The sequence below is a fragment of the Tropicibacter oceani genome (assembly GCF_029958925.1).
GTDB lineage: Bacteria > Pseudomonadota > Alphaproteobacteria > Rhodobacterales > Rhodobacteraceae > Pacificoceanicola > Pacificoceanicola oceani.
In genome coordinates this window covers 3,118,474-3,141,471 of record NZ_CP124616.1, presented here as the reverse complement: position 1 = coordinate 3,141,471, position 22,998 = coordinate 3,118,474, and the positions used below count along the sequence as shown (strand labels likewise).

25 protein-coding genes are annotated in these 22,998 nt (G+C 65.3%); 11 read left to right on the top strand and 14 right to left on the bottom strand.

Translation table 11 applies throughout. The features are described from left to right. Nucleotides 1-466 precede the first annotated feature (466 nt). Nucleotides 467-1,729 carry a beta-ketoacyl-ACP synthase II gene (fabF, locus tag QF118_RS15070; protein ID WP_282299863.1) on the top strand — a complete coding sequence of 421 codons (1,263 nt, stop codon included), beginning with the start codon at nt 467-469 and terminating at the stop codon, nt 1,727-1,729. A gap of 4 nt (nt 1,730-1,733) precedes the next feature. Then, the gene (gene mltG, locus QF118_RS15065; RefSeq protein WP_282299862.1) at nt 1,734-2,888 is read left to right on the top strand and encodes an endolytic transglycosylase MltG; all 1,155 of its coding nucleotides are present in this window, start codon (nt 1,734-1,736) and stop codon (nt 2,886-2,888) included. Nucleotides 2,889-2,964: 76 nt separating this feature from the next. Here mltG and QF118_RS15060 read toward each other — a convergent pair whose 3' ends face one another. Next, nucleotides 2,965-3,315 (bottom strand): MmcQ/YjbR family DNA-binding protein, encoded by a 351-nt coding sequence (locus tag QF118_RS15060; protein ID WP_282299861.1) that lies wholly within the window; start codon nt 3,313-3,315, stop codon nt 2,965-2,967. Between the two features lie 24 nt (nt 3,316-3,339). Then, on the bottom strand, nt 3,340-3,792 hold the full coding sequence (gene soxR / locus QF118_RS15055) for a redox-sensitive transcriptional activator SoxR (protein ID WP_282299860.1): 453 nt from the start codon (nt 3,790-3,792) through the stop codon (nt 3,340-3,342). A gap of 87 nt (nt 3,793-3,879) precedes the next feature. Here soxR and QF118_RS15050 point away from each other — a divergent pair, with 87 nt between their 5' ends. The 5 genes from QF118_RS15050 to QF118_RS15030 all read left to right on the top strand — a co-directional run bounded on the left by QF118_RS15050 (nt 3,880) and on the right by QF118_RS15030 (nt 9,273). After that, nucleotides 3,880-4,260, top strand: a complete 381-nt coding sequence (locus QF118_RS15050) for a VOC family protein (protein WP_282299859.1) — start codon at nt 3,880-3,882, stop codon at nt 4,258-4,260. 285 nt (nt 4,261-4,545) lie between these two features. Next, nucleotides 4,546-6,159 (top strand): cysteine--tRNA ligase, encoded by a 1,614-nt coding sequence (cysS, locus tag QF118_RS15045; protein ID WP_282302495.1) that lies wholly within the window; start codon nt 4,546-4,548, stop codon nt 6,157-6,159. Continuing rightward, nucleotides 6,156-7,769: a citramalate synthase gene (cimA, locus tag QF118_RS15040; RefSeq protein WP_282299858.1), complete on the top strand. Its 1,614-nt coding sequence runs from the start codon at nt 6,156-6,158 to the stop codon at nt 7,767-7,769. Before cysS ends, cimA begins: the two co-directional genes overlap by 4 nt. Further along, complete coding sequence (locus QF118_RS15035) at nt 7,769-8,488, top strand: class I SAM-dependent methyltransferase (protein ID WP_282299857.1); 720 nt, start codon at nt 7,769-7,771, stop codon at nt 8,486-8,488. The genes cimA and QF118_RS15035 overlap by 1 nt, the downstream gene beginning before the upstream one ends. Then, a complete protein-coding gene (locus QF118_RS15030; RefSeq protein WP_282299856.1) occupies nt 8,485-9,273 on the top strand; it encodes a squalene/phytoene synthase family protein in 789 nt (262 codons plus the stop codon). Before QF118_RS15035 ends, QF118_RS15030 begins: the two co-directional genes overlap by 4 nt. 6 nt (nt 9,274-9,279) lie before the next feature. Here the strand turns inward: QF118_RS15030 and QF118_RS15025 are convergent, their stop codons facing one another. Beyond that, complete coding sequence (locus QF118_RS15025) at nt 9,280-10,491, bottom strand: MFS transporter (RefSeq protein ID WP_282299855.1); 1,212 nt, start codon at nt 10,489-10,491, stop codon at nt 9,280-9,282. Between the two features lie 135 nt (nt 10,492-10,626). On the opposite strand from QF118_RS15025, the gene QF118_RS15020 reads away from it, so the two are divergent. The 4 genes from QF118_RS15020 (at nt 10,627) to QF118_RS15005 (ending at nt 13,410) form a co-directional block, all read left to right on the top strand. Then, entirely contained in the window at nt 10,627-11,328 is a 702-nt protein-coding gene (locus QF118_RS15020) for a precorrin-6A/cobalt-precorrin-6A reductase (RefSeq protein ID WP_282299854.1), read from the top strand. After that, a complete protein-coding gene (locus tag QF118_RS15015) occupies nt 11,310-11,951 on the top strand; it encodes a DNA-3-methyladenine glycosylase family protein (RefSeq protein ID WP_282299853.1) in 642 nt (213 codons plus the stop codon). Before QF118_RS15020 ends, QF118_RS15015 begins: the two co-directional genes overlap by 19 nt. Beyond that, the gene (locus QF118_RS15010; RefSeq protein WP_282299852.1) at nt 11,948-12,613 is read left to right on the top strand and encodes an alpha/beta hydrolase; all 666 of its coding nucleotides are present in this window, start codon (nt 11,948-11,950) and stop codon (nt 12,611-12,613) included. The genes QF118_RS15015 and QF118_RS15010 overlap by 4 nt, the downstream gene beginning before the upstream one ends. Before the next feature lie 212 nt (nt 12,614-12,825). Then, nucleotides 12,826-13,410, top strand: coding sequence for an HNH endonuclease (locus QF118_RS15005; RefSeq protein WP_282299851.1), 585 nt, complete (start codon nt 12,826-12,828; stop codon nt 13,408-13,410). A 57-nt stretch (nt 13,411-13,467) separates the two neighbouring features. On the opposite strand, the gene QF118_RS15000 is transcribed toward QF118_RS15005, so the two are convergent. From QF118_RS15000 to QF118_RS14950, 11 genes are all read right to left on the bottom strand, one after another. Beyond that, nucleotides 13,468-13,974 carry a DUF3299 domain-containing protein gene (locus tag QF118_RS15000; protein ID WP_282299850.1) on the bottom strand — a complete coding sequence of 169 codons (507 nt, stop codon included), beginning with the start codon at nt 13,972-13,974 and terminating at the stop codon, nt 13,468-13,470. Beyond that, nucleotides 13,968-14,480, bottom strand: a complete 513-nt coding sequence (locus QF118_RS14995; RefSeq protein WP_282299849.1) for a DUF3299 domain-containing protein — start codon at nt 14,478-14,480, stop codon at nt 13,968-13,970. Before QF118_RS14995 ends, QF118_RS15000 begins: the two co-directional genes overlap by 7 nt. Then, nucleotides 14,477-15,727 carry an ABC transporter permease gene (locus QF118_RS14990; RefSeq protein WP_282299848.1) on the bottom strand — a complete coding sequence of 417 codons (1,251 nt, stop codon included), beginning with the start codon at nt 15,725-15,727 and terminating at the stop codon, nt 14,477-14,479. The genes QF118_RS14995 and QF118_RS14990 overlap by 4 nt, the downstream gene beginning before the upstream one ends. Continuing rightward, nucleotides 15,724-16,413 (bottom strand): ABC transporter ATP-binding protein, encoded by a 690-nt coding sequence (locus QF118_RS14985; protein ID WP_282299847.1) that lies wholly within the window; start codon nt 16,411-16,413, stop codon nt 15,724-15,726. The genes QF118_RS14990 and QF118_RS14985 overlap by 4 nt, the downstream gene beginning before the upstream one ends. 2 nt (nt 16,414-16,415) lie before the next feature. Then, nucleotides 16,416-17,027, bottom strand: coding sequence for a zinc uptake protein ZrgA (zrgA, locus tag QF118_RS14980; protein WP_282299846.1), 612 nt, complete (start codon nt 17,025-17,027; stop codon nt 16,416-16,418). Between the two features lie 41 nt (nt 17,028-17,068). After that, entirely contained in the window at nt 17,069-17,341 is a 273-nt protein-coding gene (locus QF118_RS14975) for a DUF6525 family protein (RefSeq protein WP_282299845.1), read from the bottom strand. 307 nt (nt 17,342-17,648) lie between these two features. After that, nucleotides 17,649-19,397: a hypothetical protein gene (locus QF118_RS14970; protein ID WP_282299844.1), complete on the bottom strand. Its 1,749-nt coding sequence runs from the start codon at nt 19,395-19,397 to the stop codon at nt 17,649-17,651. 204 nt (nt 19,398-19,601) lie between these two features. Next, a complete protein-coding gene (locus QF118_RS14965) occupies nt 19,602-20,144 on the bottom strand; it encodes a bactofilin family protein (RefSeq protein ID WP_282299843.1) in 543 nt (180 codons plus the stop codon). Then, on the bottom strand, nt 20,134-21,447 hold the full coding sequence (locus QF118_RS14960; RefSeq protein ID WP_282299842.1) for a M23 family metallopeptidase: 1,314 nt from the start codon (nt 21,445-21,447) through the stop codon (nt 20,134-20,136). The genes QF118_RS14965 and QF118_RS14960 overlap by 11 nt, the downstream gene beginning before the upstream one ends. A gap of 192 nt (nt 21,448-21,639) precedes the next feature. Beyond that, nucleotides 21,640-22,449, bottom strand: coding sequence for a ferritin-like domain-containing protein (locus tag QF118_RS14955; protein ID WP_282299841.1), 810 nt, complete (start codon nt 22,447-22,449; stop codon nt 21,640-21,642). 84 nt (nt 22,450-22,533) lie between these two features. Further along, on the bottom strand, nt 22,534-22,983 hold the full coding sequence (locus QF118_RS14950) for a peroxiredoxin (protein WP_282299840.1): 450 nt from the start codon (nt 22,981-22,983) through the stop codon (nt 22,534-22,536). Nucleotides 22,984-22,998: the final 15 nt, after the last annotated feature.

Genomic DNA, 22,998 nt, shown 5'->3' with positions numbered 1-22,998 from the left:
TGGGGCAGCATCGCCCCGCCCACCGTCCCGCCCGCGCCAGCATCTGGGGCAGTGGCCTTGTCGGTTGTCTTGCCGCAGCGCCCGGCGATGTGGCGGCTCAGGCCTGACCCGTCAAAGGGATGTGCCGGAGATCCGAAACCTTTCCGTTTTCAAGCGCTGCGACGGTCAACCGGGTGATCTGTCCTTCGATCGCAAAGGGCTGCTTGTGCCGTTTATCTTTCACGGCCTTTGCCTTGGCCCGCGATGGCAAGGGTGTAAAGTTCGCGGTTCATCGCCGGGTCCTTGCCATTGACGACATCGCGCCGGTCAGCCTGGCGGCGGAGGCCGGGCTGTACGCGCCGCCCGGTGCGCGCCGGTCCATCGCCTGGGCGAAAGCCCGCGCGCGGGGCAGCGCGGCCGACACTTGCCCCCACTGACCCCGACAGGCTATAGGCGGAAAAGAACATACACGAGGAAGGGCACAGCCATGGCACGTCGCGTTGTCGTCACAGGACTGGGATTGGTTACTCCGCTGGCCGATGGGGTCGAGGAAACCTGGAAGCGTCTGCTGGCCGGGCAATCCGGCGCAGGCACGATCAAGAAGTTCGACGCCAGTCACCTGGCGACCAACTATGCCTGCGAAGTCAAGTACGGGGACGGCTCGGACGGGACGTTCAACCCCGATGCCTATCTGGACAAGAAAGAACAGCGCAAGGTCGACGAATTCATCCTGTTCGGCATGGCGGCAGCGGCGCAGGCCGTGGCCGACAGCGGATGGGCGCCGCAGGACGACGAGGCGCGCGAGCGCACCGGCGTGATGATCGGATCGGGGATCGGCGGGCTGAACTCGATCGCCGACACCGCGCTGCTGATCAAGGAAAAGGGACCGCGGCGCGTGTCGCCCTTCTTTATTCCCGGGGCGCTGATCAACCTGATTTCGGGCAACGTGTCGATCAAATACGGCTTCAAGGGGCCGAACCACGCGGTTGTGACCGCCTGTTCGACCGGCGCCCATGCCATCGGCGATGCGGCGCGACTGATCAAGTACGGCGATGCGGATGTCATGGTGGCCGGCGGCGCCGAGGCGGCGATCGGCGAGATCGGCATCGCGGGCTTCAACGCCTGCAAGGCGCTGTCGACCAAGCGCGGCGATGATCCGACCAAGGCCAGCCGCCCCTATGACGCGGACCGCGACGGGTTCGTCATGGGCGAAGGCGCGGGCGTGGTCGTTCTGGAAGAATACGAACATGCCAAGGCGCGCGGCGCCAAGATCTATGCCGAGGTCTGCGGTTATGGTCTGACGGGCGATGCCTATCACATCACCGCCCCCTCCGAGACCGGCGAAGGCGGCGAGCGCAGCATGCGCGCGGCGCTGAAGGATGCCGGGCTGGAGCCGTCGCAGATTGACTACATCAACGCCCATGGCACCAGCACCATGGCCGACACCATCGAACTGGGGGCGGTCGAACGCCTGCTGGGCGATGCTGCCGGAACGGCCACCATGTCGTCGACCAAATCCGCCACCGGCCACCTGTTGGGCGCGGCGGGCGCGATCGAGGCGGTGTTCAGCATCCTGGCGATCCGCGACCAGGTCGCGCCGCCGACGATCAACCTGGACAACCCGGCGGTGGAAACCCCGCTGGACCTGGCCCCCAACGCCAAGCGCGAGCGCGCGATCACCTATGCGCTGTCGAACTCGTTCGGATTTGGCGGGACCAATGCCTCGGTCATCTTCGGAAAGGTAAGCTGAGCTCATGTGGCGACACATCGCATCGAACGCGCTGACCTTTCTGGTTGTCGCGATCTTTCTTTTCGGCGGCGTCCTTTTGTGGGGGCAGAACCAGTATCAATCCGATGGTCCGCTGGCGCAGGCGATCTGTGTCGAGGTGCCGCGCGGCACCAACATGAAGCGGGTGTCCGAGGATCTGGCCCAGCAGGGCGCGATCAGCAACCCGTCGATCTTTCGACTGGGCGCCGATTACACGGACCGGACGCAAAGCCTGAAGGCGGGCAGCTACCTGGTGCCGGAACGCGCCAGCATGGCCGAGATCGTCGATATCGTGACCAAGGGCGGCGCATCGACCTGCGGCACCGAGGTGGTCTATCGCATCGGGGTCACGGCAGCCACCGTGCAGGTCCGCGAGATCGACCCGGCCACCGGGCGCTACGAGGAAAAGGCCAGCTTTGACCCCGGCGAGGGCGATGTGCCGGCAGAATACCTGCAGGTGCGCGAACGCGGCGACACGCGGTTTCGCGTCGCCCTGGCCGAAGGCGTGACCAGCTGGCAGGTGGTGCATGAACTGGGCCAGATCGACGTGCTGGAAGGCGAGGTCGCGGTGCCCGATGAGGGCAGCCTTGCCCCCGACAGCTATGAAATCAGCCCCGGCGACAGCCGCGCCGATGTGATTGCCCGGATGCAGACCGCCCAAGAGGTGATCCTGGCGCAGGCCTGGCAGGACCGCGACGATGGTCTGCCGCTGAAAACCCCCGAAGAGGCGCTGATCCTTGCCTCGATCATCGAGAAGGAAACCGGCGGCCCGGATGAACGGTTCGACGTCGCATCGGTCTTTGTGAACCGGTTGGACCGCGGCATGCGTCTGCAGACCGACCCGACGGTGATCTATGGCATCACCAAGGGCGAGGGCCCGCTGGGGCGCGGTTTGCGGCAATCGGAACTGCGCAAGGAAACCCCCTGGAACACCTATGTGATCCCGGGTCTTCCGCCGACGCCCATCGCCAACCCTGGCCGCGCCAGCATCGAGGCGGCGCTGAACCCGGCGAACACGGATTACATCTATTTCGTGGCGAAAACGCTGGACCCGCGCGACGGGCACAATTTTGCCGAAACGCTGGACCAGCATAACGCCAATGTCGCCGCCTATCGCAAGCTGGAGGCCGAGCGCAACTGAGGCGCGCCTGAAGCCCGCCCCGGCTGGCCCTTGCGGGCCAGCGGCCCGCCCTCCAGCCTGCGCGCCCTCTGCCTGACTAGGCCGGGGGCGCGTTTATTTCGCGCTGCACCTTTTTCGGCAGGCTGTTCAGGATGATCCGGTACGAGGTTTCGATGCGCACGCGCAGCTCGTCCTCGGGCAGGGTGGTCCAATCGAGGCGCACCCAGGAGCGGTGAAAATAGGGGGCCTTTTCGGCGCGCCCGAGGTCGATCAGCAGGGCGGCGTCCTCGATCGACGGGGTCTTGACCGAAACACCATCCTGCACCGCGCCGATGGTGGCGAACATCTTGCCGCCGACCTTCCAGGCATCGTGGCCACCGCCCCAGGGGTCGGACCACTGCGCGCCGGGCAGGGCCTTGCAGATTGCGTTGACGGTTTCACGGGTCATGGTGTCACTGTGCCGGGCCCTGGGCTAGTCGTCCAGTGCCTTGTCGATGACCAGCCGTGGGCCTGTGCCCTGGCGCGCCGCGCGGTCCTCGGGGTTGTACAAATGGCAGCTTTCCAGGGACAGGCAGCCACAGCCGATGCAGCCGTCCAACCGATCGCGCAGGCGGGTCATCTGGGCGATGCGCGCGTCCAGATCGCGGCCAAAGCGGCTGGAAATCCGTTGCCAGTCGCGTTTCGTCGGGGCGCGGTTGTCGGGCAGGGCGGCCAGCTGGTCCTTGATCCGGGACAGCGAAAAGCCAAGCTGCTGGGCGATCAGCACGAAGGACAGCCGGCGAATGTCGGCGCGGGCATAGCGGCGCTGGCCTGCGTCGTTGCGCGACGGAAAGACCAGCCCCTGGGATTCGTAATGGCGGATGGCCGAAGGGGCCAGCCCGGTACGCGCTGCCACATCGCCGATTGTCAGTCCGTCCTTTGGCATGATCTTGATTTCCTTCGGTTCTTAGTGCTTGCCTTCAAGTCAGGTTGAAGACTTAGGCTGGGTCCTGTCAAGCAAAGGAGAGATGACATGCCAATCCAACTGGAACACGCCAACATCACGGTCGCCGATGCCAAGGCCACGGCGCAGCAGCTTTGCCAGCTTTTCGACTGGACGGTGCGCTGGGAAGGGGCCTCGCTGGACGATGGCTATTCGGTGCATGTGGGCAGCAAGGACAGCTATCTTGCGCTGTATTCGCCCAAGGGCGTCACCACGGGGCAGGCAACGCGCTATGTGCATGCCGCCGGTTTGAACCATGTCGGCCTGATCGTCGATGATCTGGACGCGATGGAGGCGCGGGTCAAAGCCGCCGGCTATGAGCCGCACAGCCACGCCGATTATGAACCCGGGCGGCGGTTCTATTTCGACGGACCCGGCGGCGTCGAATACGAGTTGGTCCGCTATGACTGACCTTGTGCTGTTCCTTGGCTATCCGCACCGTTTGCAGTGTGACCTGACGCTGGCACGGCTGGGGCGGCGCTGCGCCCGCCCGCGCCTGTTCCGGCGCCACTGATCCCCCTGCGCGCCGGCGCTTGGCGCGGCGCGCAGGGCGTGCTATGCAAACGGCATGAAAAGCGCCGCGACCCTGATTATTGGCTGCATTCCCCACTGACATCCTCGGTGGGCCGCTCTTTCTATTCCAATCCCAATGTGAAGTTGCTAAGCCCGCCGCGACCCTTCGCGCAAGGAGCGACCATGCCGATCACGTTGACCAATTCGATGACCCGCCGCAAAGAGCGGTTCGAGCCCTTGGACCCGCAGAATGTGCGCATGTATGTCTGCGGCCCGACGGTCTATGACCGCGCCCATATCGGCAATGCGCGCCCGGCGATCGTCTTTGACGTGCTGTTCCGGTTGCTGCGGCAGGTCTATGGCCCCGAGCATGTAACCTATGTGCGCAACTTCACCGACGTCGATGACAAGATCAACGCGCGGGCCAAGGAAAGCGGGCGCTCGATCGGCGAGATCACCCAAGAGACGACACAGTGGTATCTGGACGACATGGGCGCGGTCGGCGTGATGAAGCCGACGCATATGCCGCGCGCCACGCAGTATATCCCGCAGATGGTCGCGATGATTTCCGACCTGATCGCATCGGGCCACGCCTACGAGGCCGAGGGCCATGTGCTGTTCTCGGTCGACAGCTACAAGGATTATGGGCGGCTGTCCGGGCGCAGCGTCGATGACATGATCGCCGGCGCGCGGGTCGAGGTGGCGCCCTACAAGCGTGATCCGATGGATTTCGTGCTGTGGAAACCGTCGGATGCGGATGTTCCGGGCTGGGACAGCCCCTGGGGCCGCGGGCGGCCCGGCTGGCATATCGAATGCTCGGCCATGAGCTATGAGCTGCTGGGCGAGACCTTTGACATTCACGGCGGCGGCAACGACCTGCTGTTCCCGCACCACGAGAACGAGATCGCGCAAAGCTGCTGCGCCCACCCCAAGGGCGGCTTTGCCCGGGTCTGGCTGCACAACGAAATGCTGCAGGTCGAGGGCAAGAAGATGTCCAAGAGCCTTGGCAACTTTTTCACCGTGCGCGATCTGCTGGACGGCCATGACGGTCTGCCCGGCGTGCCGGGCGAGGTGATCCGCTTTGTCATGCTGAGCACCCATTACCGCAAGCCGATGGACTGGACGGCGGAAAAGGCGCGCGAGGCCGAGGCCACGCTGCGCAAGTGGCGCAAGATGGTGAACGGCGTTGTGGCGGGCCCGGTCCCCGAGGCAGTCGTGGCGCTGGTGGCGGATGATCTGAACACCGCCGGCGCAATTGCCGAACTGCACCGAATTGCAGAAGCGGTTCGAAATGCCGATGCAACGGCGAAAGGCGCAAAAAATGTCTACAATATTCCTGACGATCTATTCGAAGCTGCGGCTAGAAATGATGCTGATGTCCCAACGGGTCTAAAACAAATGCTGAAAGCAGGGGCTGGATTACTTGGGCTTTTGACCGACAACCTTGGTCGGTGGTTCGATCGGAGTTTGCTCGCACAAGAGAGCCATGAAGCCTTAAGAGATGTATTCGCCCTTAGAAAAGCGGCTCGGGAAAATCGGGACTATGAGAAAGCCGACAAAATTAGGGATTTGCTAAAAGAGTATGGCGTGACGATCAAAGACCTTCCCGATGGCAGAGTGCAGCCTACAACTGACCTCGAACATCCAAGCCAATACTTCAAGAAGCTTTCTGTTGAACAGCGCAAGAGTATTTTCGGCACGGCACTCATTGACGGAGAAAAGTCAGTCGATGGTGACGCAATGATCAGCGCATACATGTTGCACGTGGCAAGAAGCGTACTAGAGGCTATAGAATGAAAGAACGTCTGTACCTGTACGACACCACCCTGCGCGACGGGCAGCAGACGCAGGGCGTGCAGTTTTCCACCGGTGAAAAGCTGCGCATCGCGGCCGCCCTCGACGCTTTGGGTGTCGATTACATCGAAGGCGGTTGGCCGGGGGCGAACCCCACCGACAGCGCCTTTTTCGACGAGGTCGGGCAAACCCGCGCGCGCATGACCGCCTTTGGCATGACCAAGCGGGCCGGGCGCTCGGCTGAAAATGACGATGTGCTGGCGGCGGTTCTGAACGCCGGGACCGGGGCGGTCTGTCTGGTTGGCAAAAGCCACGACTACCATGTGACCAAGGCGCTTGGCGTGACGCTGGACGAGAACCTTGAAAACATCCGGGCCAGCATGGCGCATCTGGTGGCGCAGGGCCGCGAGGCGCTGTTTGACGCGGAACATTTCTTTGACGGCTACAAGGCCAATCCGGGCTATGCGCTGGACTGCCTCAGGGTGGCGCTGGACGCCGGGGCGCGCTGGGTCGTGCTGTGCGACACCAATGGCGGCGCCTTGCCGCACGAGATCGGGCAGATCGTCAGCGACGTGATCGCGGCGGGCATTCCGGGCGCGTCGCTGGGCATCCACACCCACAACGACACCGACAACGCGGTGGCCGGGTCGCTGGCGGCGGTGCTGGCGGGGGCGCGGCAGGTGCAGGGCACGCTGAACGGGCTGGGCGAGCGTTGCGGCAATGCCAACCTTGTCTCTCTCATCCCGTCCTTGATGCTCAAGGAACCGTTTGCCAGCCAGTTCGAAACCGGCGTCAGCCTGCAGGCGCTGTCGGGCCTGCGCCGCATCAGCCAGATGCTGGATGACATCCTGAACCGGGTGCCGACCAAACAGGCGCCCTATGTCGGGGCCTCGGCCTTTGCGCACAAGGCGGGGCTGCATGCCAGCGCGATCCTCAAGGATCCGTCGACCTATGAACACATCGCGCCGGAACTGGTGGGCAATGAACGCATCATTCCGATGTCCAACCAGGCGGGGCAGTCGAACCTGCGCAAACGCCTGACCGAGGCGGGGTTGCAGGTCGAACCGGGCAACCCGGCGCTGGCCCGCATTCTGGACCGGGTCAAGGAACGCGAAAGCGAAGGCTATTCCTATGACACCGCCCAGGCCAGTTTCGAGCTGTTGGCGCGGGACGAACTGGGGCAACTGCCCGACTTCTTCGAGGTCAAGCGCTACCGCGTCACCGTCGAGCGGCGCAAGAACAAGTACAACCGCATGGTCAGCCTGTCCGAGGCGGTCGTCGTGGTAAAGGTCGACGGCGAGAAAAAGCTGTCAGTGTCCGAGTCGATGGACGAAGAGGGCTGCGATCGCGGCCCGGTGAACGCCCTGTCCAAGGCGCTGGCCAAGGATCTGGGCCCCTATCAGGACGTTATCGACGACATGCGTCTGGTCGATTTCAAAGTGCGCATCACCCAAGGCGGGACCGAGGCGGTGACCCGCGTGACCATCGACAGCGAGGACGGCAAGGGCCGGCGCTGGTCGACGGTCGGGGTCAGCGCGAACATCGTCGACGCCAGTTTCGAGGCGCTGCTGGACGCGGTGCGCTGGAAGCTGGTGCGCGACCGGGGGCTGTGATGAGCGCGGAGTTCTTCACGCTGCACAGCGATTTGCCGCGCGAAGGGCCGGGCCGCCCCGAGGATGTGGCCTGGGCGCTTGGTCTGGGCGGCGTTCAGCCAGGGGCGCGCATTCTGGATGCAGGCTGCGGCCCCGGCGCCGATATCGCGGCGCTGTTGCTGGCGGCGGCGCCCGGGGGGCATGTGACGGCTGTCGATGCGCATGCGCCTTTCGTGGCGCAGGCCGCGAAACGCTGGGGCCGGGATTCCCGCGTCACCCTGATGACCGGCGACATGCAGGATGCCGAAGGCCCGTTCGACGTGATCTGGTGCGCCGGCGCGCTTTATTTCCTCGGTCTTCGCGAGGGCCTTGACGTGATGCGCGGCAAACTGCGCCCCGGCGGCATCCTGTGTTTTTCGGAACTGGTGTTCCGGGGGGGCGAACCGGACGCGGCCTTGCGCACAGCCCTTGAGGCCGAATATCCCGCCATCAGGCCGGTCACGCATCTTGACGGGATGATCCGGGCGGCGGGGCTGGAACCGGTCGGGCAAAAGATCCTGCCGCGCGCCTCGTTGGAGGCTTACTATCAACCGATGGAAAAGCGCATTGCACAGTTGCGCCCCGGGGCTGATGCGGCGCTGAACCGGGTGCTGGACGAAGGCGCGGCCGAGATCGCCCTGTGGCGCCGCCACTGGGAAGACTTCGGCTATGCGCTCTGCGTGACAAGGCGGCCTGAATGAGCGATCCGTTCCAGAACAATCCCGACCTTGTCGCCTGTGCGCGGCTGGTCGAACAAGGTGACCCGGAACGGTTCATGGCCGCCATGGCCGCCCCGGTCGCGGCCCGCGCGGTCCTGTTCCCGATCTACGCCTTCAACGTCGAGGTCAGCCGCGCCCCTTGGGTCACCAAGGAACCGATGATTGCCCAGATGCGCCTGCAATGGTGGGCTGACGCTTTGGAGGAAATCCGCGCGGGCGGCATGGTGCGCCGGCACGAGGTGGTCACGCCCCTGGCCTTGGCAATCGGCCCCGAAGGCGCGGCGCGGCTGGGCGATCTGGTTGAGGCGCGGCGCCTGGATATCGAAAAGGCCCCGTTCGAGGACGAGGCCGCCTTGCTGAGCTATCTTGAGCGCACGGCCGGGGCCTTGGCCCATGCGGCGGCGGGGGCCTTGGGCGCTGGTCAACCGGATGCCGGGCTGCTGGCCTGGGGCCGGGCCTCGGGGCTGGTGCGCTATCTGCGGGCGGTGCCGGAACTCGAAGCGCGGGCCAAGTTGCCTTTGCCCGATGGGCGGGCCGAGGCCGTGGCGCGACTGGCCAGTGGTGAATTGCAGGCCCTGCGCACGGCGGGCGGGCTGGGCGCGTTGCGGCGGCGCTTGGGCAAAGCCCCCGCTGCGGCGGCCTTGGAATTCTGGCAGGCCGCGCCCCTGCTGCGGCAGATCGCCAGCGATCCTGCGGCGGTGGCCGAAGGCCGCGTCAGCCTGAGCGAGTTCGGCAGGCGTTGGCGCCTGCTTTGGGCAGCGCGCTAGGCGGGGCTAGACCGGATCGTCCTTGGGCCGCAGGGCCAGCCAGATCAACGCGCCGCCTGCCAGCACAAGGAAGGGCGCCATGGCAAGGTTGACGGCGGTCCAGCCCTGTTGCGCGGTGCCGCCCGAACAGTTCATCAAACCGCCCGAAGACAAGGACGCAAAGGTCACGCCGCCGAACACCAGCAGATCGTTCAGGCCCTGCATGCGGCCGCGCTCATGCGCTTCGTGCGCGCCGGCCAGCATCGTGGTCGCGCCGATAAAGCCAAAGTTCCAGCCGACGCCCAGCAGGATCAGGGCGACAAAGAACTGCTCCAGCTCGACCCCCGACAGGGCCACGGCCCCGGCGGCGGCAAGGATCACCAACCCGGCAGCCACGATCTTTTCCACGCCAAAGCGGGCAATCAGGTGACCGGTAAAGAAGGACGGCACATACATGGCCAGCACATGGGCCGTGACCACATCGGCCGCGTCGCCCTTGTCAAAGCCGCAGCCGACCACCGCCAGCGGCGTCGAGGTCATCACAAGGTTCATCAGCGCATAGGACACCATGGCGCAGATCACCGCGACGGCGATGCGCGGGGTCTTGAGCAGTTCCATCCGCGACCGGCCCTTGGGCGCGTCCATAGACGGGATCGGCGGTTTGGGGATGCGCAGGAACAAGAACAGCCCCGAGCCAAAGACGTTCACCGCGATCACGGCGATATAGGTGCCAAGAAAGGGGATCACATAGGCATCGGCGGTCAGCTTGACCAGTTGCGGGCCGATGATGGCCGAAACCAGCCCCCCCGCCATGACATAGGAAATCGCCTTGGGCCGGAATGCATCGGACGCGGTGTCAGCGGCGGCAAAGCGGTAAAACCCCTGCGCCGACATGTAGATCCCGGTCAGGAATGACCCCAGCAGGAACAGCGGGAACGAGGCAAGGTACAGCCCATAGGCGCCGACCGCGCCGCCAAGCGCGCCGCCCAGCGTGCCCAGCATGAACCCCTTTTGCCGCCCCAGCTTTTGCATCAGGTTGGACACCGGCGTCGCCGCCAGCATCGACCCCAGCACGATCAGCGAGATCGGCAAGGTCGCAAAGCAGGGGTTGGGCGCCAGTGACTGGCCGGCCAGCCCGCCAATGGTGAAGATCATCGGCATCTGTGCGCCCAGGATCGCCTGCGCGGCGACCAGGACGGCAACGTTGCGCCGGGCTGAGCTGTCGGAAACCTGTGTCATGGGCAAATGGGTAAGCCTGGCTGCCAGATATCGCAAGTGGGGAATGTATCGCGTGGCGCGGCAAATTGTGTGGGTACATTCAGCGCCTTGCGGCGGGCTATGGCATCACGCGCGGCCGCGCCTTAAGGAAGGGGCATGACAGAGGTTGTGATCATAGGCGGCTCGGCCGAGGCGCTGGGGCTGGCGCGGGCCCTGCCGGGCGCGCAGGTGCGCCTGCCGGTGCGCGAACGGGTGGCGATGGATTGGCCGGTCGCGCCAGAGCGCGGGCCGGTCACTGCCGATTGGCTGGCCGGGCAGGGCGCGCGCATCGTGATCGAGGCGGCCCATCCTTGTGACGACACGACGGCCTTTGCGGTCGCCCGCGCCTGCGATGCAGCGGGGATCGTGCGGTTGCAACTGGTCCGGCCCGAATGGCGGGCAGGGCCGCGCGACCGCTGGGTCGCGCTGCGCCGCCCCCAAGACGCCGCGCGCGTCATTCCGAAAGGCGCGCGGGTGCTGATCACCACGGGGCGGGACATCCTGCCTGCCTTTCGCGCGCTGGGGGCGGATTGCCTTGTGCGGCGGATCGGCCATGCGCGCTTGGCCTTTCCCCTGCAGCGTGGGCGGTTTCTGTACGGCGCCGGACCCTTTACCGTGGCGCATGAGACGGCGCTTTTGCGCAAGGAACGGATCGACTGGCTGCTGGTGCGCAATGCAGGGGGAACCGGCGGCTGGCCCAAGCTGGAGGCGGCGCGGCGTCTGGGTCTGCCGGTGGCGATGATCGACCGGCCGCGCCGTCCCGGCGGGCCGCGCGTCGAAACCGTGAAGGAGGCGCTGGAATGGCTGAAGCGGCACTAGAGCGCGTCATTCAGGGCGATGCCTGCGTGACCGAAGGCGCGGCCTGGCTGGCGGCGCAGGATGACCGCTGGGCGCAGGCCTTGCAGCAGACCGGACCTTTGCCGCTGCGGCTGCGGCCCGATGGGTTTGGCCAGTTGCTGTCGGCGATCGTCAGCCAGCAGGTCAGCGTCGCCTCGGCCCGGGCGATCTGGGCCAAGCTGGAGGGCGCAGGCATGGTCACACCGCAGGCGATCCTGTCGGTCAGCGAAGAGGACCTGCGCGCGCTTGGCCTCAGCCGGCAAAAGGCCAGCTATGCCCATGCGCTTGCGCAGGCGGGAATCGACTATGGCGCATTGCGCGCCGCGCCTTCGGATCAGGTCGTGCAGACCCTGACCGCGGTCAAGGGAATCGGGGTCTGGACGGCGGAAATCTATGCAATGTTCAGCCTTGGCCGCGCCGATGTCTTTGCGCCGGGCGATCTGGCCTTGCAGGAAGGCGCGCGGCTGTTGTTCGATCTGGAAGACCGGCCCAAGGACCGCGCCCTGCGGCAGATGGCCGAAGCATGGAGCCCATGGAGATCGGTTGCGGCGCGCATCCTGTGGGCCTACTACCATGTTGAAAAGCAAAGGGAGGGTCTGGCGTGACTCGTGTACTTCAAACCGGGCGCAAAGAGCCCGTATCGGGCGAAACGCGCTCCTGTGTGGTGTTCCTGCACGGCTATGGCGCCAATGGCGCGGACCTTTTGGGGCTGGCCGATCCCCTGGCCGAGCATCTGCCCGACACGCTGTTCGTGTCGCCCGACGCGCCCGAAAGCTGCGCCGGGGCGCCGTTCGGTTTTCAGTGGTTCCCGATCCCCTGGATCGACGGGTCGTCCGAAGAGGAATCGCGCGAGGGCATGTACCGCGCCGTCGAAGATCTGAACGCCTTTCTTGACGCGCTGATGGTCGACGAAGACCTGATGCCCGAACAGGTGGCGCTGGTCGGCTTTTCCCAGGGCACGATGATGAGCCTGCACGTCGCGCCGCGCCGCGAAGATGCGGTGGCAGGTGTGGTCGGCTTTTCCGGTCGCCTGCTGGAGCCCGAACTGCTGAGCGACGAGGTCGTATCGCGCCCCCCGGTGCTGCTGGTGCATGGCGATCAGGACGACGTGGTGCCGCCGCAATCCATGCCGCTGGCCGCCGAGGCGTTGCAGGGCGCAGGCTGGAAAGAGGTCTATGCCCATGTGATGAAGGGCACGGCGCACGGGATTTCGCCCGATGGCCTGGGCGTCTGCCTGGCCTTCCTGCGCGACAAATGCGGATTCTGATCGCCGCCATGGCCGCGCCCTGCAGGGCATCCCGCCCAGGGCGATCTGCCTGTCACATAGGCGTTTCCCACCTGTGTCAGCCTTGGGGGCGGGCACAAGTCTTGTGGGGGTTGCCAGTTGGCAAACGCGAGATATAGTGAACCAAAGCCGGGGCGGGTCTCCCCGCTCTGGTGCTTGTGGACAGGCAGACAGGGCGAAGGACGAGTCCCACCATGGACGGCGATTTCAGAACTTCATTTGTCCGGGAACCGGGCGCATTGAAACAGCACCCGGCCTTGGTGCTGAACGCGGATTACAGGCCCTTGTCCTATTATCCGCTCAGCCTTTGGCCCTGGCAGGAGGCGATCAAGGCGGCCTACCTGGACAGGGTGGACATCGTGGCCGAATACGACGAGGTCGTGCACAGCCCGACCATGACGCTGCGAATACCCAGTGTCGTTGTCCTGAAAGATTACGTAAAACCCAGAAAGCGCGTGGCCTTCACGCGCTTTAATCTTTTTCTGAGGGATGAATTCCTGTGCCAGTACTGCGGCAGCAGGACCGAGCTGACCTTTGATCACGTCATCCCGCGCGCTGCGGGCGGGATCACCAGTTGGGAAAACGTGGTGGCGGCCTGTTCGCCCTGCAACCTCAAGAAAGGGTCGAAAAGCCTGCGCCAGGTCGGCTTTTCGCTGCGCAAGCCGCCGCGCCAGCCGGGCGCGCAGGATCTGTTGAACCTTGGGCGCAAATTCCCGCCCAATCACCTGCACGACAGCTGGATGGATTTCCTGTACTGGGACGCCGAGCTGGAAGCCTGACAGGCGGCGGGCAGGGGCGCATGCGGCAGGGCTGCGGCCCTCGGGCGCCTTTGGCCGCTATCGCCGGAACGGGCGGATATCATCCGCCGACAGCGCATATCCGATGTCGGCCAGCTGCGTGGCGGTCGACGCCGTTCCGAACATGCCAGTAACGGTCACGGCCTCGAACATGCCCGAGCTTTCGTAGGGCGTGCCCGTGGTGACAAAGACCAGCTGGTTGGCCGGCGGCGGCGGGACGTGCACGCAGGCCCCGACAAACGGCACCAGGATAAAGGCCGTGACCCCGGTGCCCTTGTGGTCGACCGGAACGATGAACCCCGACAGGCGCACGATCTGCCCGTTCCAGTCGGTGCGGGTGCCGGTCGACATCGGCTGGCGCGCGGCCATGCTGCTTTCGTCATGGGGCAGGATGCCCAGCAGGTTGCCGGGCAACGACGGGTCGCCTTCGGGTAGCAGGTCCTTCCATTCCAGGTCAGTCACCGCTTCGGCCAGGGCTGGCCCGACAAGCGCGGCGGCGGACAGGCCCAGCAGGACCGCGCGGCGATGGGGGGACTTTGCTACCATTCGTAGGCCTCGATCTTGTCTGCGGTGATCTGATAGCCGACATCGCCGATCTGCGTCGACATGGCCTTGGCCGAGATGCGTCCGGACACCCAGATCGCCTCCCACATCGACTCTGACGGCCAGGGCGTTGCAGTCGTCACAAAGACCAACTGGTTCGGGGGCGGCGGCGGCGTGTGGATGCAGGCCCCGACATAGGGCACCAGCATGAAGCTGGTGACGCCCTCGGCGGTGGTGTCAAAGGGGATGATGTACCCGGGCAGTTTCACCGCCATGCCGTCAAGACTGGTGTCCACCATCTTGCCGTTGGCGTCGTATTCGGGGTTCCAGGTATCGTTTGCCTCGTCGATCTGGCCGGGGCCGATGATTTCGCCATAGGGAACCCCCAGCGGGATCAGGTCATCCCAGGTGATTTCGTTGAACGGCGCGGCAAGACCGGCCACCGGCAGCAGCGCGGCGGGCATTGCGGCCAGAAAGCGCCGCCTGGAAAGAAGCAGTCGTTGTGTCATATCCTCACCATCATGCCATCGGCCAGCGACAGGCGATAGGCCCGCAGCGCCGGCAACAGGCTGGAAACCGCCGCAGCGGCGATCACGGCTGCAAGAACCAGCAGTTCGCGCCCGCTTGGCGGGTCGAGCGGAAGCCACAGGCCAAAGGCCGAATCCAGCATCGGCTGCGCCACCAACAGCGCAAGGTATAGCAGGCCCAGACCCAGCGCCGCCCCCAGTGCCGCCATCAGCGCCGCCTCGAGCACCAGAAGACCCAGGATCGTCGCCGGACGCGCGCCCATGGCCCGCCAGATCGCCATTTCCCGGCGCCGTTCGCTCAGCGATGAAAAGATCATCGCCATCATGCCCAGCAGCGCCGTGACCACGACCATCGCCGACACGCCGATCAGCGCCGTTTCCGCCAGCCCGACGATCTGCCACAGTTCCTGAAGCGCGACGCCCGGCAGGATCGCCAGCAGCGGTTCCTCCGGGAATTCGTTGATCCAGCGTTGCAGACCAAAGACCTGCAGCCGGGATTTGACCCCGACCAGCGCGGCCGTCACCGCCGACGGGGTCAGGTCCATCTGCCGGATGCGCTCGACCGGGGTGGCCTGCCCGGGGGTCTGCGCGCCGGTCTGCCAGTCGACATGGATCGCCTCGATCGCCTCGAGGCTGACGATCACGGTGCGGTCGACCGGCGTGCCGGTCCGCTCGATGATCCCGGCCACGCGAAAGGGTTGATCGTCATGGTCGGTAAACGAGGCCAGCCCATGCGACACCACGATCGGATCGCCGACCGCATAGCCAAGGGTGGCCGCGACCTCGGCGCCGATCACGGTGTCATAGAGGTCCTGCAGCCCGTGACCTTGGCCGATCTGCAACGATCTGCCGCCGCGAAAGCGGTAGTGTTCGAAAAACGCCCCGGTCGTGCCCATCACCCGGAACTGCCGGTGGCTGTCACCCAGGGAAATGGGAACGATCCAGTCCACCTCGGGGCGGCTGGCGATGTCCTGATAGCTTTGCCAGCTGACATTGTTGGTGGCATTGCCGATCCGAAAGACCGAATACAGCAACAGCTGCACCGACCCCGAGCGCGCCCCGACGATCAGGTCGGTGCCCGATATCGTATCGGCAAAGCTGGCGCGCGCGCCGGTGCGGATCTTTTCGACCCCAAGAAACAGCGCGACCGACAGGGCGATAGCAAGAACCGTCATGCCAACCGTCAGGGCCCGCGCCATCAACGATCCAAGGGCAAGTCGCACGATCATGCCGCCGTCCTTTGTGTCTGCACGATGTCGCTCAGCCGCACAACGCGGTCAAAGCGCCGGCCCAGCCGTTCGTCGTGACTGACCATCAACAGGGACGATCCACTGGCCGCGATCCGTTCGAACAGCAGGCCCAGAAAGCCATCCTGCGTCGCGGCATCCAGCGCCGAGGTCGGCTCGTCCGCGACGATCAGCGGCGGTTGCCCGATCAGGGCGCGGGCCACCGCGACGCGCTGCTGCTGGCCAACCGACAGCCGACCGGCGCGGGCCGACAGGATGCCTGCGGGCAGGCCAAGCGCCGCGCAAAGCGCCGCGGCCTCGCCCGGGGTGGTGCGTTTGCGCCGGGCCGGGGCAAAGCGCAGCGGCAGGTGGATGTTGTCGGACACGCTGGCATAGGGCAGCAGGTTGAACTGCTGAAAGATCACGCCGATCTGTTCGGCGCGCAGCCTGTCGCGCGCCCCGGCGCGTAGGCTTGCCAGATCGGTTCCGCCGACGGCGACCTGGCCGTGATCGGCGGTCACGATCCCGCAGATCAGCGAAAGCAGCGTCGATTTTCCCGACCCGCTTTCGCCCAGCAGCAACAGGCTTTCGCCCCGCGCCAAGGCAAAATCCGGCACCGACAACCCGAATGCGTCCCGCCCCGGCCAGCGAAAGCCTACGTCGCGCAGTGTCAGTGCCGCGTCCTGCATGGTCAGTCCAGCGCCAGTTCGCTGGCGTCGCGCGTGATCCCGGCCTGTCCGGCGCCGGTTTCGGTCACGTATTGCGCCCTGATTTCGCGGGCGTTTTCAAAGCGTTCGAAAAACGGAAAGCCGATGCTGGTCAGGGCGTCCTCGGTTTCGCAGGCAAAGATGTAGCGGGCGTGAAAGGCGCTGTGCTGGGCATCTTCGGCGTGCTCATCGTGGTCATCGTGCTCTGAATGATCGTCGTGATCCTCATGCCCGTGGTCGTCGTCGGCCATGGTCTCGGGGTGATCGTCGTCCTTGTGGTCGGCGCCGTGCAGATGCGCCAGCACCTCGGTCAGGCGGCAGTCGGCGTCCTGCGGCAGGGTCAGGATGTTTTCGGGCGTCAGCAGAGTGCGGATCGCCGCTTCGACCGCGTCCTTGTCCTGCGCCGAAGTCGCGGCGTATTCGAACCCGACGACATCCATGCCGGGGGCCTCGATGTTGATAACCAGGGTGCCATGCTCCAACGCGATTTCGGCGGTCGACACGCCATGGACATGCGCGTCCATTTCGCGCGTGTCCTGCGCGGCGGCGGCGGTGGCCACAGTGGCGGCGGCAAGGGTCAGCAGGATCGGTTTCATGTCGAGTCCTTTCGTTTCAGATAGATGAAGACAAATGCGGGTCAATGCAACGCCCGGGCGGCGTCCAGCGCGCCAGGCGCCAGCCGGTCGCGGGAAAGCGCCTTTTGCTCGGCCCGGTCCAGCCGGTCCAGGATGGTTTCGGGCGCCGCGCCCTGGGCCCGGGCCTTGCGCCAGATGCGCAGGCACGAGGCGGGCGACCAGGGCAGCGCGGCCTGCGCGATCCACGCCCGCAGCGGGCGCGGCAGGGTGTCATAGGTGCGCATCGGGTCAGACCGGCGGCGGCGGCGCAGGGTGGATGCCAGGTTGCGTTTCATGTCCTTTGCTCCGTGGCGCGTTTTCAGGTCTCGGACGCGGAATGCGCCGGGCGGTGTGGGTGATTGTGCGGTCTGCAACGCTCTTGGCGCTGCGCAACCCAGCCCCTTGGCAATGTCGCGGCAAAGCCGTCTGGGGGGTACGCCTTTCGCTCATCCGGTCTCCTGATTCCGTACGCGAGTGTTACTCTATAACATGGAGTCGTTATGTTATAACGTAACGGACATGGCAAGACCCTTCAGCGGCCTGGGCGGCAATTCGCAAGGCCTGGCCGGTTTTGACCGGCAGCTCGTTCGGCGCAGGGAGGTTTCAGGCGGGGGGCGCGGCGTGCAGATCGCCCTCGGCGGCGGCGATCAGGTCGGCGATCAATGCGGCGCCCTGTGGGCTGTCCGCGGCCTGTGCCAGATCCAGCCGCAGGGCCGCGATCAGGCCTTCGGAGCCGCCGAAAACTTCAGAGACAAAGTGCCCCCGGTAGCCGGCGTTTTCCAGGCGGATGCCTTGGGTGAACAGCCGCCAGCCCAGCGTGGCATGCGCTTCGGCTGGGGTGGCCAGGGTCTGCGCGTCGTCATCGCCCTCGGCCCAGTCCAGTACCCCCAGATAGCTTTGCATCTCGTGATAGCGGCCAAGGGCGAAATTGTCGTCGACGGCGGGGCCTTTGGCCCAGGTGACACAGCGCGCCGCCGTATCGCTGGCCTTGCCGGTGAACAGGCAGCCGCTGCGCTGCACCCTGTCGATCATTTCCCCCAGTGGCAGTTCGGGCACGGACTCGGCGTCCAGTGTCATGTCCGGCCGCACCCGCACCACCAGATCATCGGGGCGCGGGTCAAAGCCCCGGATCTGCCGCAAGGCGCTTTGAAAGCGCCGCAGCTGTTTGGCGGGGTTCGGCAGTGATGCGATGTCGTCCGGGGTATCGTCCTCGAGAACGATGCTGGCGGCGCCATAGGCGGCCTGCACGGCAGCAGCATCGGCGCGGCCTTGCGACTGGATGAACCGGCACAGATTGGGCAGGCGCGTGGCAAAGGTGTCGGCGGTCAGTGCGGCGCTGGCAAGGTGGCGGCGCAGGCGGTCGGCCAGCGCGCCGCGAAAGGCGCGCTCGACGGTGTCGATGGTGGTGGGCAGTTTGGTGCCCGTGCTTGTCCAGCTGTCGACGATGACGATGGGATCGGGCAGCTGGCCCAGAAAGGCGTGAAATCCCGCAAGGGTCTGCGCATGGCCGCGCAACTGCCCGATCACCGCGACAAAGATCCTTGGCGGCGCTGTACCGGCGGGCAATGGCGGGCAGGCGACATGCCTGTCCAGCAGACGCAGGGCCGGGGCAAAACGGTTTTGCCAGAATGGCGAATCCTGCAGCGCCGGGCTGGCCTGGGCGTCGCGCCGCAACCCGGCCTGCGCGGCATCGGGAAGTGTGATGCCAAAGGACCAGAAGCCGATCAACAGGTGCAATCCCTTGTCACCGCTGCCGTCCAGCCGCCCCGGAAATTCAGCGAGATGGTCAAACAACAGCGCCTGCAGCGCGTCCTGGCCGGGCAGGGCGATCAGGCCAAGAAACTCGGTGAAGTCATTGAAGTCAGTGGTCAAAAGCGCATCGGCCAAGGGCGCGATCCACTGCGCCATCGGTTCGGGACAAAACAGCGCGGCGCTTAGCAGGCCAGCGGGGGACAGCCTGTCGCGCAGTGCGGGCAGCCTGCGCGCAACGTCGCGGCCAAAGGGCGACTCGCCAGGGTGAAAGCGCCGGGCGTTGATCGCGAGGCAGCGCTTGGTCCGGGGATTGTCCAGAATGCGGCAGATCTTGTCCTCTGAGGCGCGCAACCAATCGGGGGCCCTGTCCCAGTGCAGCATCAAAAGCGTTTCGAATTCGGGATCGTCGGTCTGGGCGGGCTCAAGGCGATCAACGATCAGCCGGAAATTCCCGGCCGGATCGTCCGAGCGCAGGCAGGCGCGGGTGGCCTGCACGACATTGCCGATGCGCGGGGCATCGCGAAGAATGTCGAAATACCTGTCCAGCGCGCCCCGGGCAAAGGCGGCGTGCAAGGCTTGGTCAGGCGAAAGCGGGTCCATGTCGGGCTGGCCTTGGTCGGGTGCGAACGCGGGCAGAGTACCAGCTTTGCCCGGGAACGAAAGCGGCGCCACCGGCGCGGCGCGCAGAGACAGGGGCAGGGGCAGGGCGCTGCGGGCGACCGATCAGCCATCTGACGCGCCGCGGCCATAAGAAAAGCCGCCCCGAAAGGCGGCTTTTCAAAGAGTTCCGAAACAGGCCGGGCCTTACTGCGCGGGCTTGGGGGCCTGCTGCGGTTGAGGCTGCGCGGGTGCTGCCGGACGCGGCACCGCGCCAGCGGCAGCCTTGCCACCGGACAGCGGATCGTCCTGACGCTGCACCGAGCCTTCGAAATGGGCGCCGGATTCGATGGCGATGGTCTTGTGGATGATGTCACCCTCGACGCGCGCGGTGGCGGTCAGGCGCACCTTGAGCCCGCGAACGCGGCCCACGATACGGCCGTTCACGACCACATCATCGGCGATCACCTCGCCCTTGATGGTGGCGCTTTCGCCGATGGTCAGCAGGTGGGCGCGAATGTCGCCCTCGACCGTGCCTTCGACCTGGATGTCACCGGTGGTGCGGATGTTGCCCGTGATGTGCAGATCGTTCGACAGCACCGATGCAGGCGGTTTCGCCTTGGGCGTCGCCGGCTTGCTGAAATCGCCAGCCGCAGGGGCGCGAGGGGCATCCGCCGGGGCTGCGGGCTTTGCAGCGGTGTTGTCGTCGGCCTTGGAGCCGGGTTCATTGATTTTGCTTTTAGAAAACATCGTTCGCAGCCTTGATGTAGATCATCGGATTAACGGGTTTGCCGCCGACGCGGACCTCATAGTGAAGATGGGTCCCGGTCGACCGTCCAGTGTTCCCCATATCACCAACACGCTGTCCGCGCGAGACCCTTTGGCCAACCTTCACGCGAATTTTCGACATGTGGGCATAGCGGGTCTCGATTCCGAACTCGTGCTGGATCTTGACCAGGCGGCCATACCCCGAGGACCAACCCGCGTGGGTGACAACGCCATCGGCGGTGGAATAGATCGGTGTGCCATGCGGCGCGGCGAAATCGGTGCCGGCATGCAGGCGGCCCCAGCGATAGCCAAAGCCCGAGGTAAAGCGGAACGCATCCTTGAGCGGGCTGGCAAAGGGCGCCTTTTGCGCGGCGATCCGGTACAGGTTCAGCCGGTCCATTTCGCCCAGGATGCGGTTGGCGCGCTTGGTATCGGCGCTGGGTTCTTCGCCGCGGGTGGAAAAGGACAGCGGGGTCAGCGGGCCGCCCTGGCCGGAATAGCCCTTGCGGACCTGGCTGATGATGCTGTCGGGGTTCATGCCGGCGGCCTGGAACATCTTGTCCAGCGGCTTGACCGACACGGTCATCGCCTCTTCGAGCTGGCGGAAGATGCGGTCGTTCTTGTCTTCCATCGCTTCGATTTCGGCCTGCATTTCGGCGGCGCGCACCAGCGCGGCCTGGGCATCGGCCACGACCTTGTCACGCTCTTCGGCGGTGCGGGCCAGCGCATCGGCCAGGAAATCCATGGTGCCATCACCCTGACCCGAGGCCGCGGCAAGGGCGGTTCCATTGCCTTCCAGCTGCGACTCGATCGCTGCCAGCCGGTCAGAAATGCTTTCGCGGTCCTTCATGGTGTCACGCAGCGTCGCCTGGATGACGTCGATCCCGGTCGCCAGTTCGCGGCGGCGGGTTTCGCTTTCCAGCAGTTCGGACTGCATGATGGAAATCTGTTTCAGCGCCGCATTGAACCGTTCCTGCGCGGCCAGCGCTTCGCTGGCGCGGCCATCGCGCTCGCTCGACAGGGCATTCAGACGCTGCTGATAGGTGATCTGTTCGCGCTTTGCCTGTTCGCGGAAGTTACCTGCACCGATCGAGTCCATCAAAAGGATGGCCGTCGCGACGATCGTCCAGGAAACCACCAGCGCCGATCCTGCAAAGGCAATGGCCTGAGTCTCGGGCTTGAGGCGGATGAAACGCGTGTCCGTCTCGGATCGCAGAAACAACCGGCGTTCCGGAAAGAAGCGTTCGATCAACGCGTGTGTCTTGATTGCCAGACGTGTTCTCACCTGACCGTCCCTCTTGTGACCCGTCCCAATGTCGGCTCCCGGCTCCCCAGCCGTGATCCCACCCGGACGGGCTTAGCCAGCCATTCACTTTTTCGCAAGTAATTTGGCCAGTTGATTCGGGGCGGGCGGCGGTCTGTTGCCCAAATGGCAAAAAACCGCCGATATTAAAGGGTTCACCGTTCCAGTTGATCCTTACAACTTATCCGCAAGTGGCCAGTAAAAGTCCGGCGGCAGCCCCGCCTCGGCGCGCTTTTCCTCGTTGAACGGAGGTTTCAAGGGGCCGTGAAAATATTTCCGCACCAGTGCGTGAAACACAACAATTGGGTCCTGGTTGTGCCGGCCGCACAAAAAGTGGAACCATTTCGACCCATAGGCCACATGCCCGACCTCTTCGGCATAGATCGTCTCCAGCGCCGCGACGGCACTGGGCACGCCGCCCTTGCGGAAAATCTCGATCATCCCGGGGGTCACATCCAGCCCGCGCGCCTCCAGAACCATCGGAACCACCGCAAGCCGCCCTTGCAGGTCGTCCACCGTGTCCTCGGCGGCGCGCCACATACCCGCATGGGCGGGCAGCGCACCATAGAAGCTGCCCAGCTCCTCCAGGCAATCACACATCAGGTTGAAGTGTTTTGATTCCTCGTCCGCCGCCTTGACCCAGTCGTCATAGTAGCCGATCGGCATATCGACATGGGAAAAGCGGGGAATGATGTCCCAGTGCAGATCGACCGCGTTCAGCTCGATATGGGCCACCGCATGCAGCAGCGCGATGCGCCCCTGCGGGCTGCCCGGCTTGCGCTTTGGCACCTCGCGCGGGTCCAGAAGCTCGGGCCTGTCAGGGCGGGAAGGGCGCAGCGGCGGCGCGGCGCGCCCCACCGGCAACGGCGCTCCCGCAGCCCGCGCCGCGAACCACTGCGCCGCATAGGCCCGCGATTTCGCGGTCTTCTCGCGCCCGTCCGCCGTGGTCAACACATCCACCGCCATCTCGCTCAGCGTCAGCATCCCGCCCCCTGTTTCCTCTTGCCAAAAATATCCTGGGGGAGTCGCGCAGCGACGGGGGCAAAGCCCCCAGCCCCCGTCGACACCTTACAGCGCCTGCGCCGCCTCCAGCACCTCCTGCGCATGGCCGGGCACCTTGACCTTGTGCCAGGCGCGCGCGATGCGGCCCTCGGCGTCGATCAGAAAGGTGCTGCGCTCGATCCCCATGAAGGTCTTGCCGTACATCTTCTTTTCCTTCCAGACGCCCATCCGTTCGCACAGATCGCCCGCCTCGTCGGAAATCAACGGCACGCCAAGCGCCTTCTTGGCCATGAACTTCTCGTGGCTGGCCAGGCTGTCCTTCGACACCCCAAAGACCTGCGTACCGGCGGCTTCAAAGTCCGCCTTCAGGGCGGTGAAATCCTCGTTTTCCCGGGTGCAGCCGCTGGTATCGTCGCGCGGATAGAAGAACAGAACCACCTTGCTGCCCTTGAGCGCCGCAAGCGAAATGTCGCCTGCGGTCGACGGCAGGGTGAAATCGGGGGCCATGTCTGACATATGTATCTCCTTCGT

Excerpts from the sequence above, each read along its gene's own strand:
- QF118_RS14955 (WP_282299841.1), bottom strand. The coding sequence starts at position 22,449 with ATGCTGACGCTGAGCGAGATGGCGGTGGATGTGTTGACCACGGCGGAC.
- QF118_RS15005 (WP_282299851.1), top strand. The coding sequence starts at position 12,826 with ATGGACGGCGATTTCAGAACTTCATTTGTCCGGGAACCGGGCGCATTG.
- QF118_RS15015 (WP_282299853.1), top strand. The coding sequence starts at position 11,310 with ATGGCTGAAGCGGCACTAGAGCGCGTCATTCAGGGCGATGCCTGCGTG.
- QF118_RS14995 (WP_282299849.1), bottom strand. The coding sequence starts at position 14,480 with ATGACACAACGACTGCTTCTTTCCAGGCGGCGCTTTCTGGCCGCAATG.
- QF118_RS15060 (WP_282299861.1), bottom strand. The coding sequence starts at position 3,315 with ATGACCCGTGAAACCGTCAACGCAATCTGCAAGGCCCTGCCCGGCGCG.
- QF118_RS15050 (WP_282299859.1), top strand. The coding sequence starts at position 3,880 with ATGCCAATCCAACTGGAACACGCCAACATCACGGTCGCCGATGCCAAG.
- cimA (WP_282299858.1), top strand. The coding sequence starts at position 6,156 with ATGAAAGAACGTCTGTACCTGTACGACACCACCCTGCGCGACGGGCAG.
- QF118_RS14950 (WP_282299840.1), bottom strand. The coding sequence starts at position 22,983 with ATGTCAGACATGGCCCCCGATTTCACCCTGCCGTCGACCGCAGGCGAC.
- soxR (WP_282299860.1), bottom strand. The coding sequence starts at position 3,792 with ATGCCAAAGGACGGACTGACAATCGGCGATGTGGCAGCGCGTACCGGG.
- zrgA (WP_282299846.1), bottom strand. The coding sequence starts at position 17,027 with ATGAAACCGATCCTGCTGACCCTTGCCGCCGCCACTGTGGCCACCGCC.
- QF118_RS14985 (WP_282299847.1), bottom strand. The coding sequence starts at position 16,413 with ATGCAGGACGCGGCACTGACACTGCGCGACGTAGGCTTTCGCTGGCCG.
- QF118_RS15035 (WP_282299857.1), top strand. The coding sequence starts at position 7,769 with ATGAGCGCGGAGTTCTTCACGCTGCACAGCGATTTGCCGCGCGAAGGG.
- QF118_RS15020 (WP_282299854.1), top strand. The coding sequence starts at position 10,627 with ATGACAGAGGTTGTGATCATAGGCGGCTCGGCCGAGGCGCTGGGGCTG.
- mltG (WP_282299862.1), top strand. The coding sequence starts at position 1,734 with ATGTGGCGACACATCGCATCGAACGCGCTGACCTTTCTGGTTGTCGCG.
- fabF (WP_282299863.1), top strand. The coding sequence starts at position 467 with ATGGCACGTCGCGTTGTCGTCACAGGACTGGGATTGGTTACTCCGCTG.
- QF118_RS15000 (WP_282299850.1), bottom strand. The coding sequence starts at position 13,974 with ATGGTAGCAAAGTCCCCCCATCGCCGCGCGGTCCTGCTGGGCCTGTCC.
- QF118_RS15030 (WP_282299856.1), top strand. The coding sequence starts at position 8,485 with ATGAGCGATCCGTTCCAGAACAATCCCGACCTTGTCGCCTGTGCGCGG.
- cysS (WP_282302495.1), top strand. The coding sequence starts at position 4,546 with ATGCCGATCACGTTGACCAATTCGATGACCCGCCGCAAAGAGCGGTTC.
- QF118_RS14990 (WP_282299848.1), bottom strand. The coding sequence starts at position 15,727 with ATGATCGTGCGACTTGCCCTTGGATCGTTGATGGCGCGGGCCCTGACG.
- QF118_RS15025 (WP_282299855.1), bottom strand. The coding sequence starts at position 10,491 with ATGACACAGGTTTCCGACAGCTCAGCCCGGCGCAACGTTGCCGTCCTG.
- QF118_RS14965 (WP_282299843.1), bottom strand. The coding sequence starts at position 20,144 with ATGTTTTCTAAAAGCAAAATCAATGAACCCGGCTCCAAGGCCGACGAC.
- QF118_RS14975 (WP_282299845.1), bottom strand. The coding sequence starts at position 17,341 with ATGAAACGCAACCTGGCATCCACCCTGCGCCGCCGCCGCCGGTCTGAC.
- QF118_RS14970 (WP_282299844.1), bottom strand. The coding sequence starts at position 19,397 with ATGGACCCGCTTTCGCCTGACCAAGCCTTGCACGCCGCCTTTGCCCGG.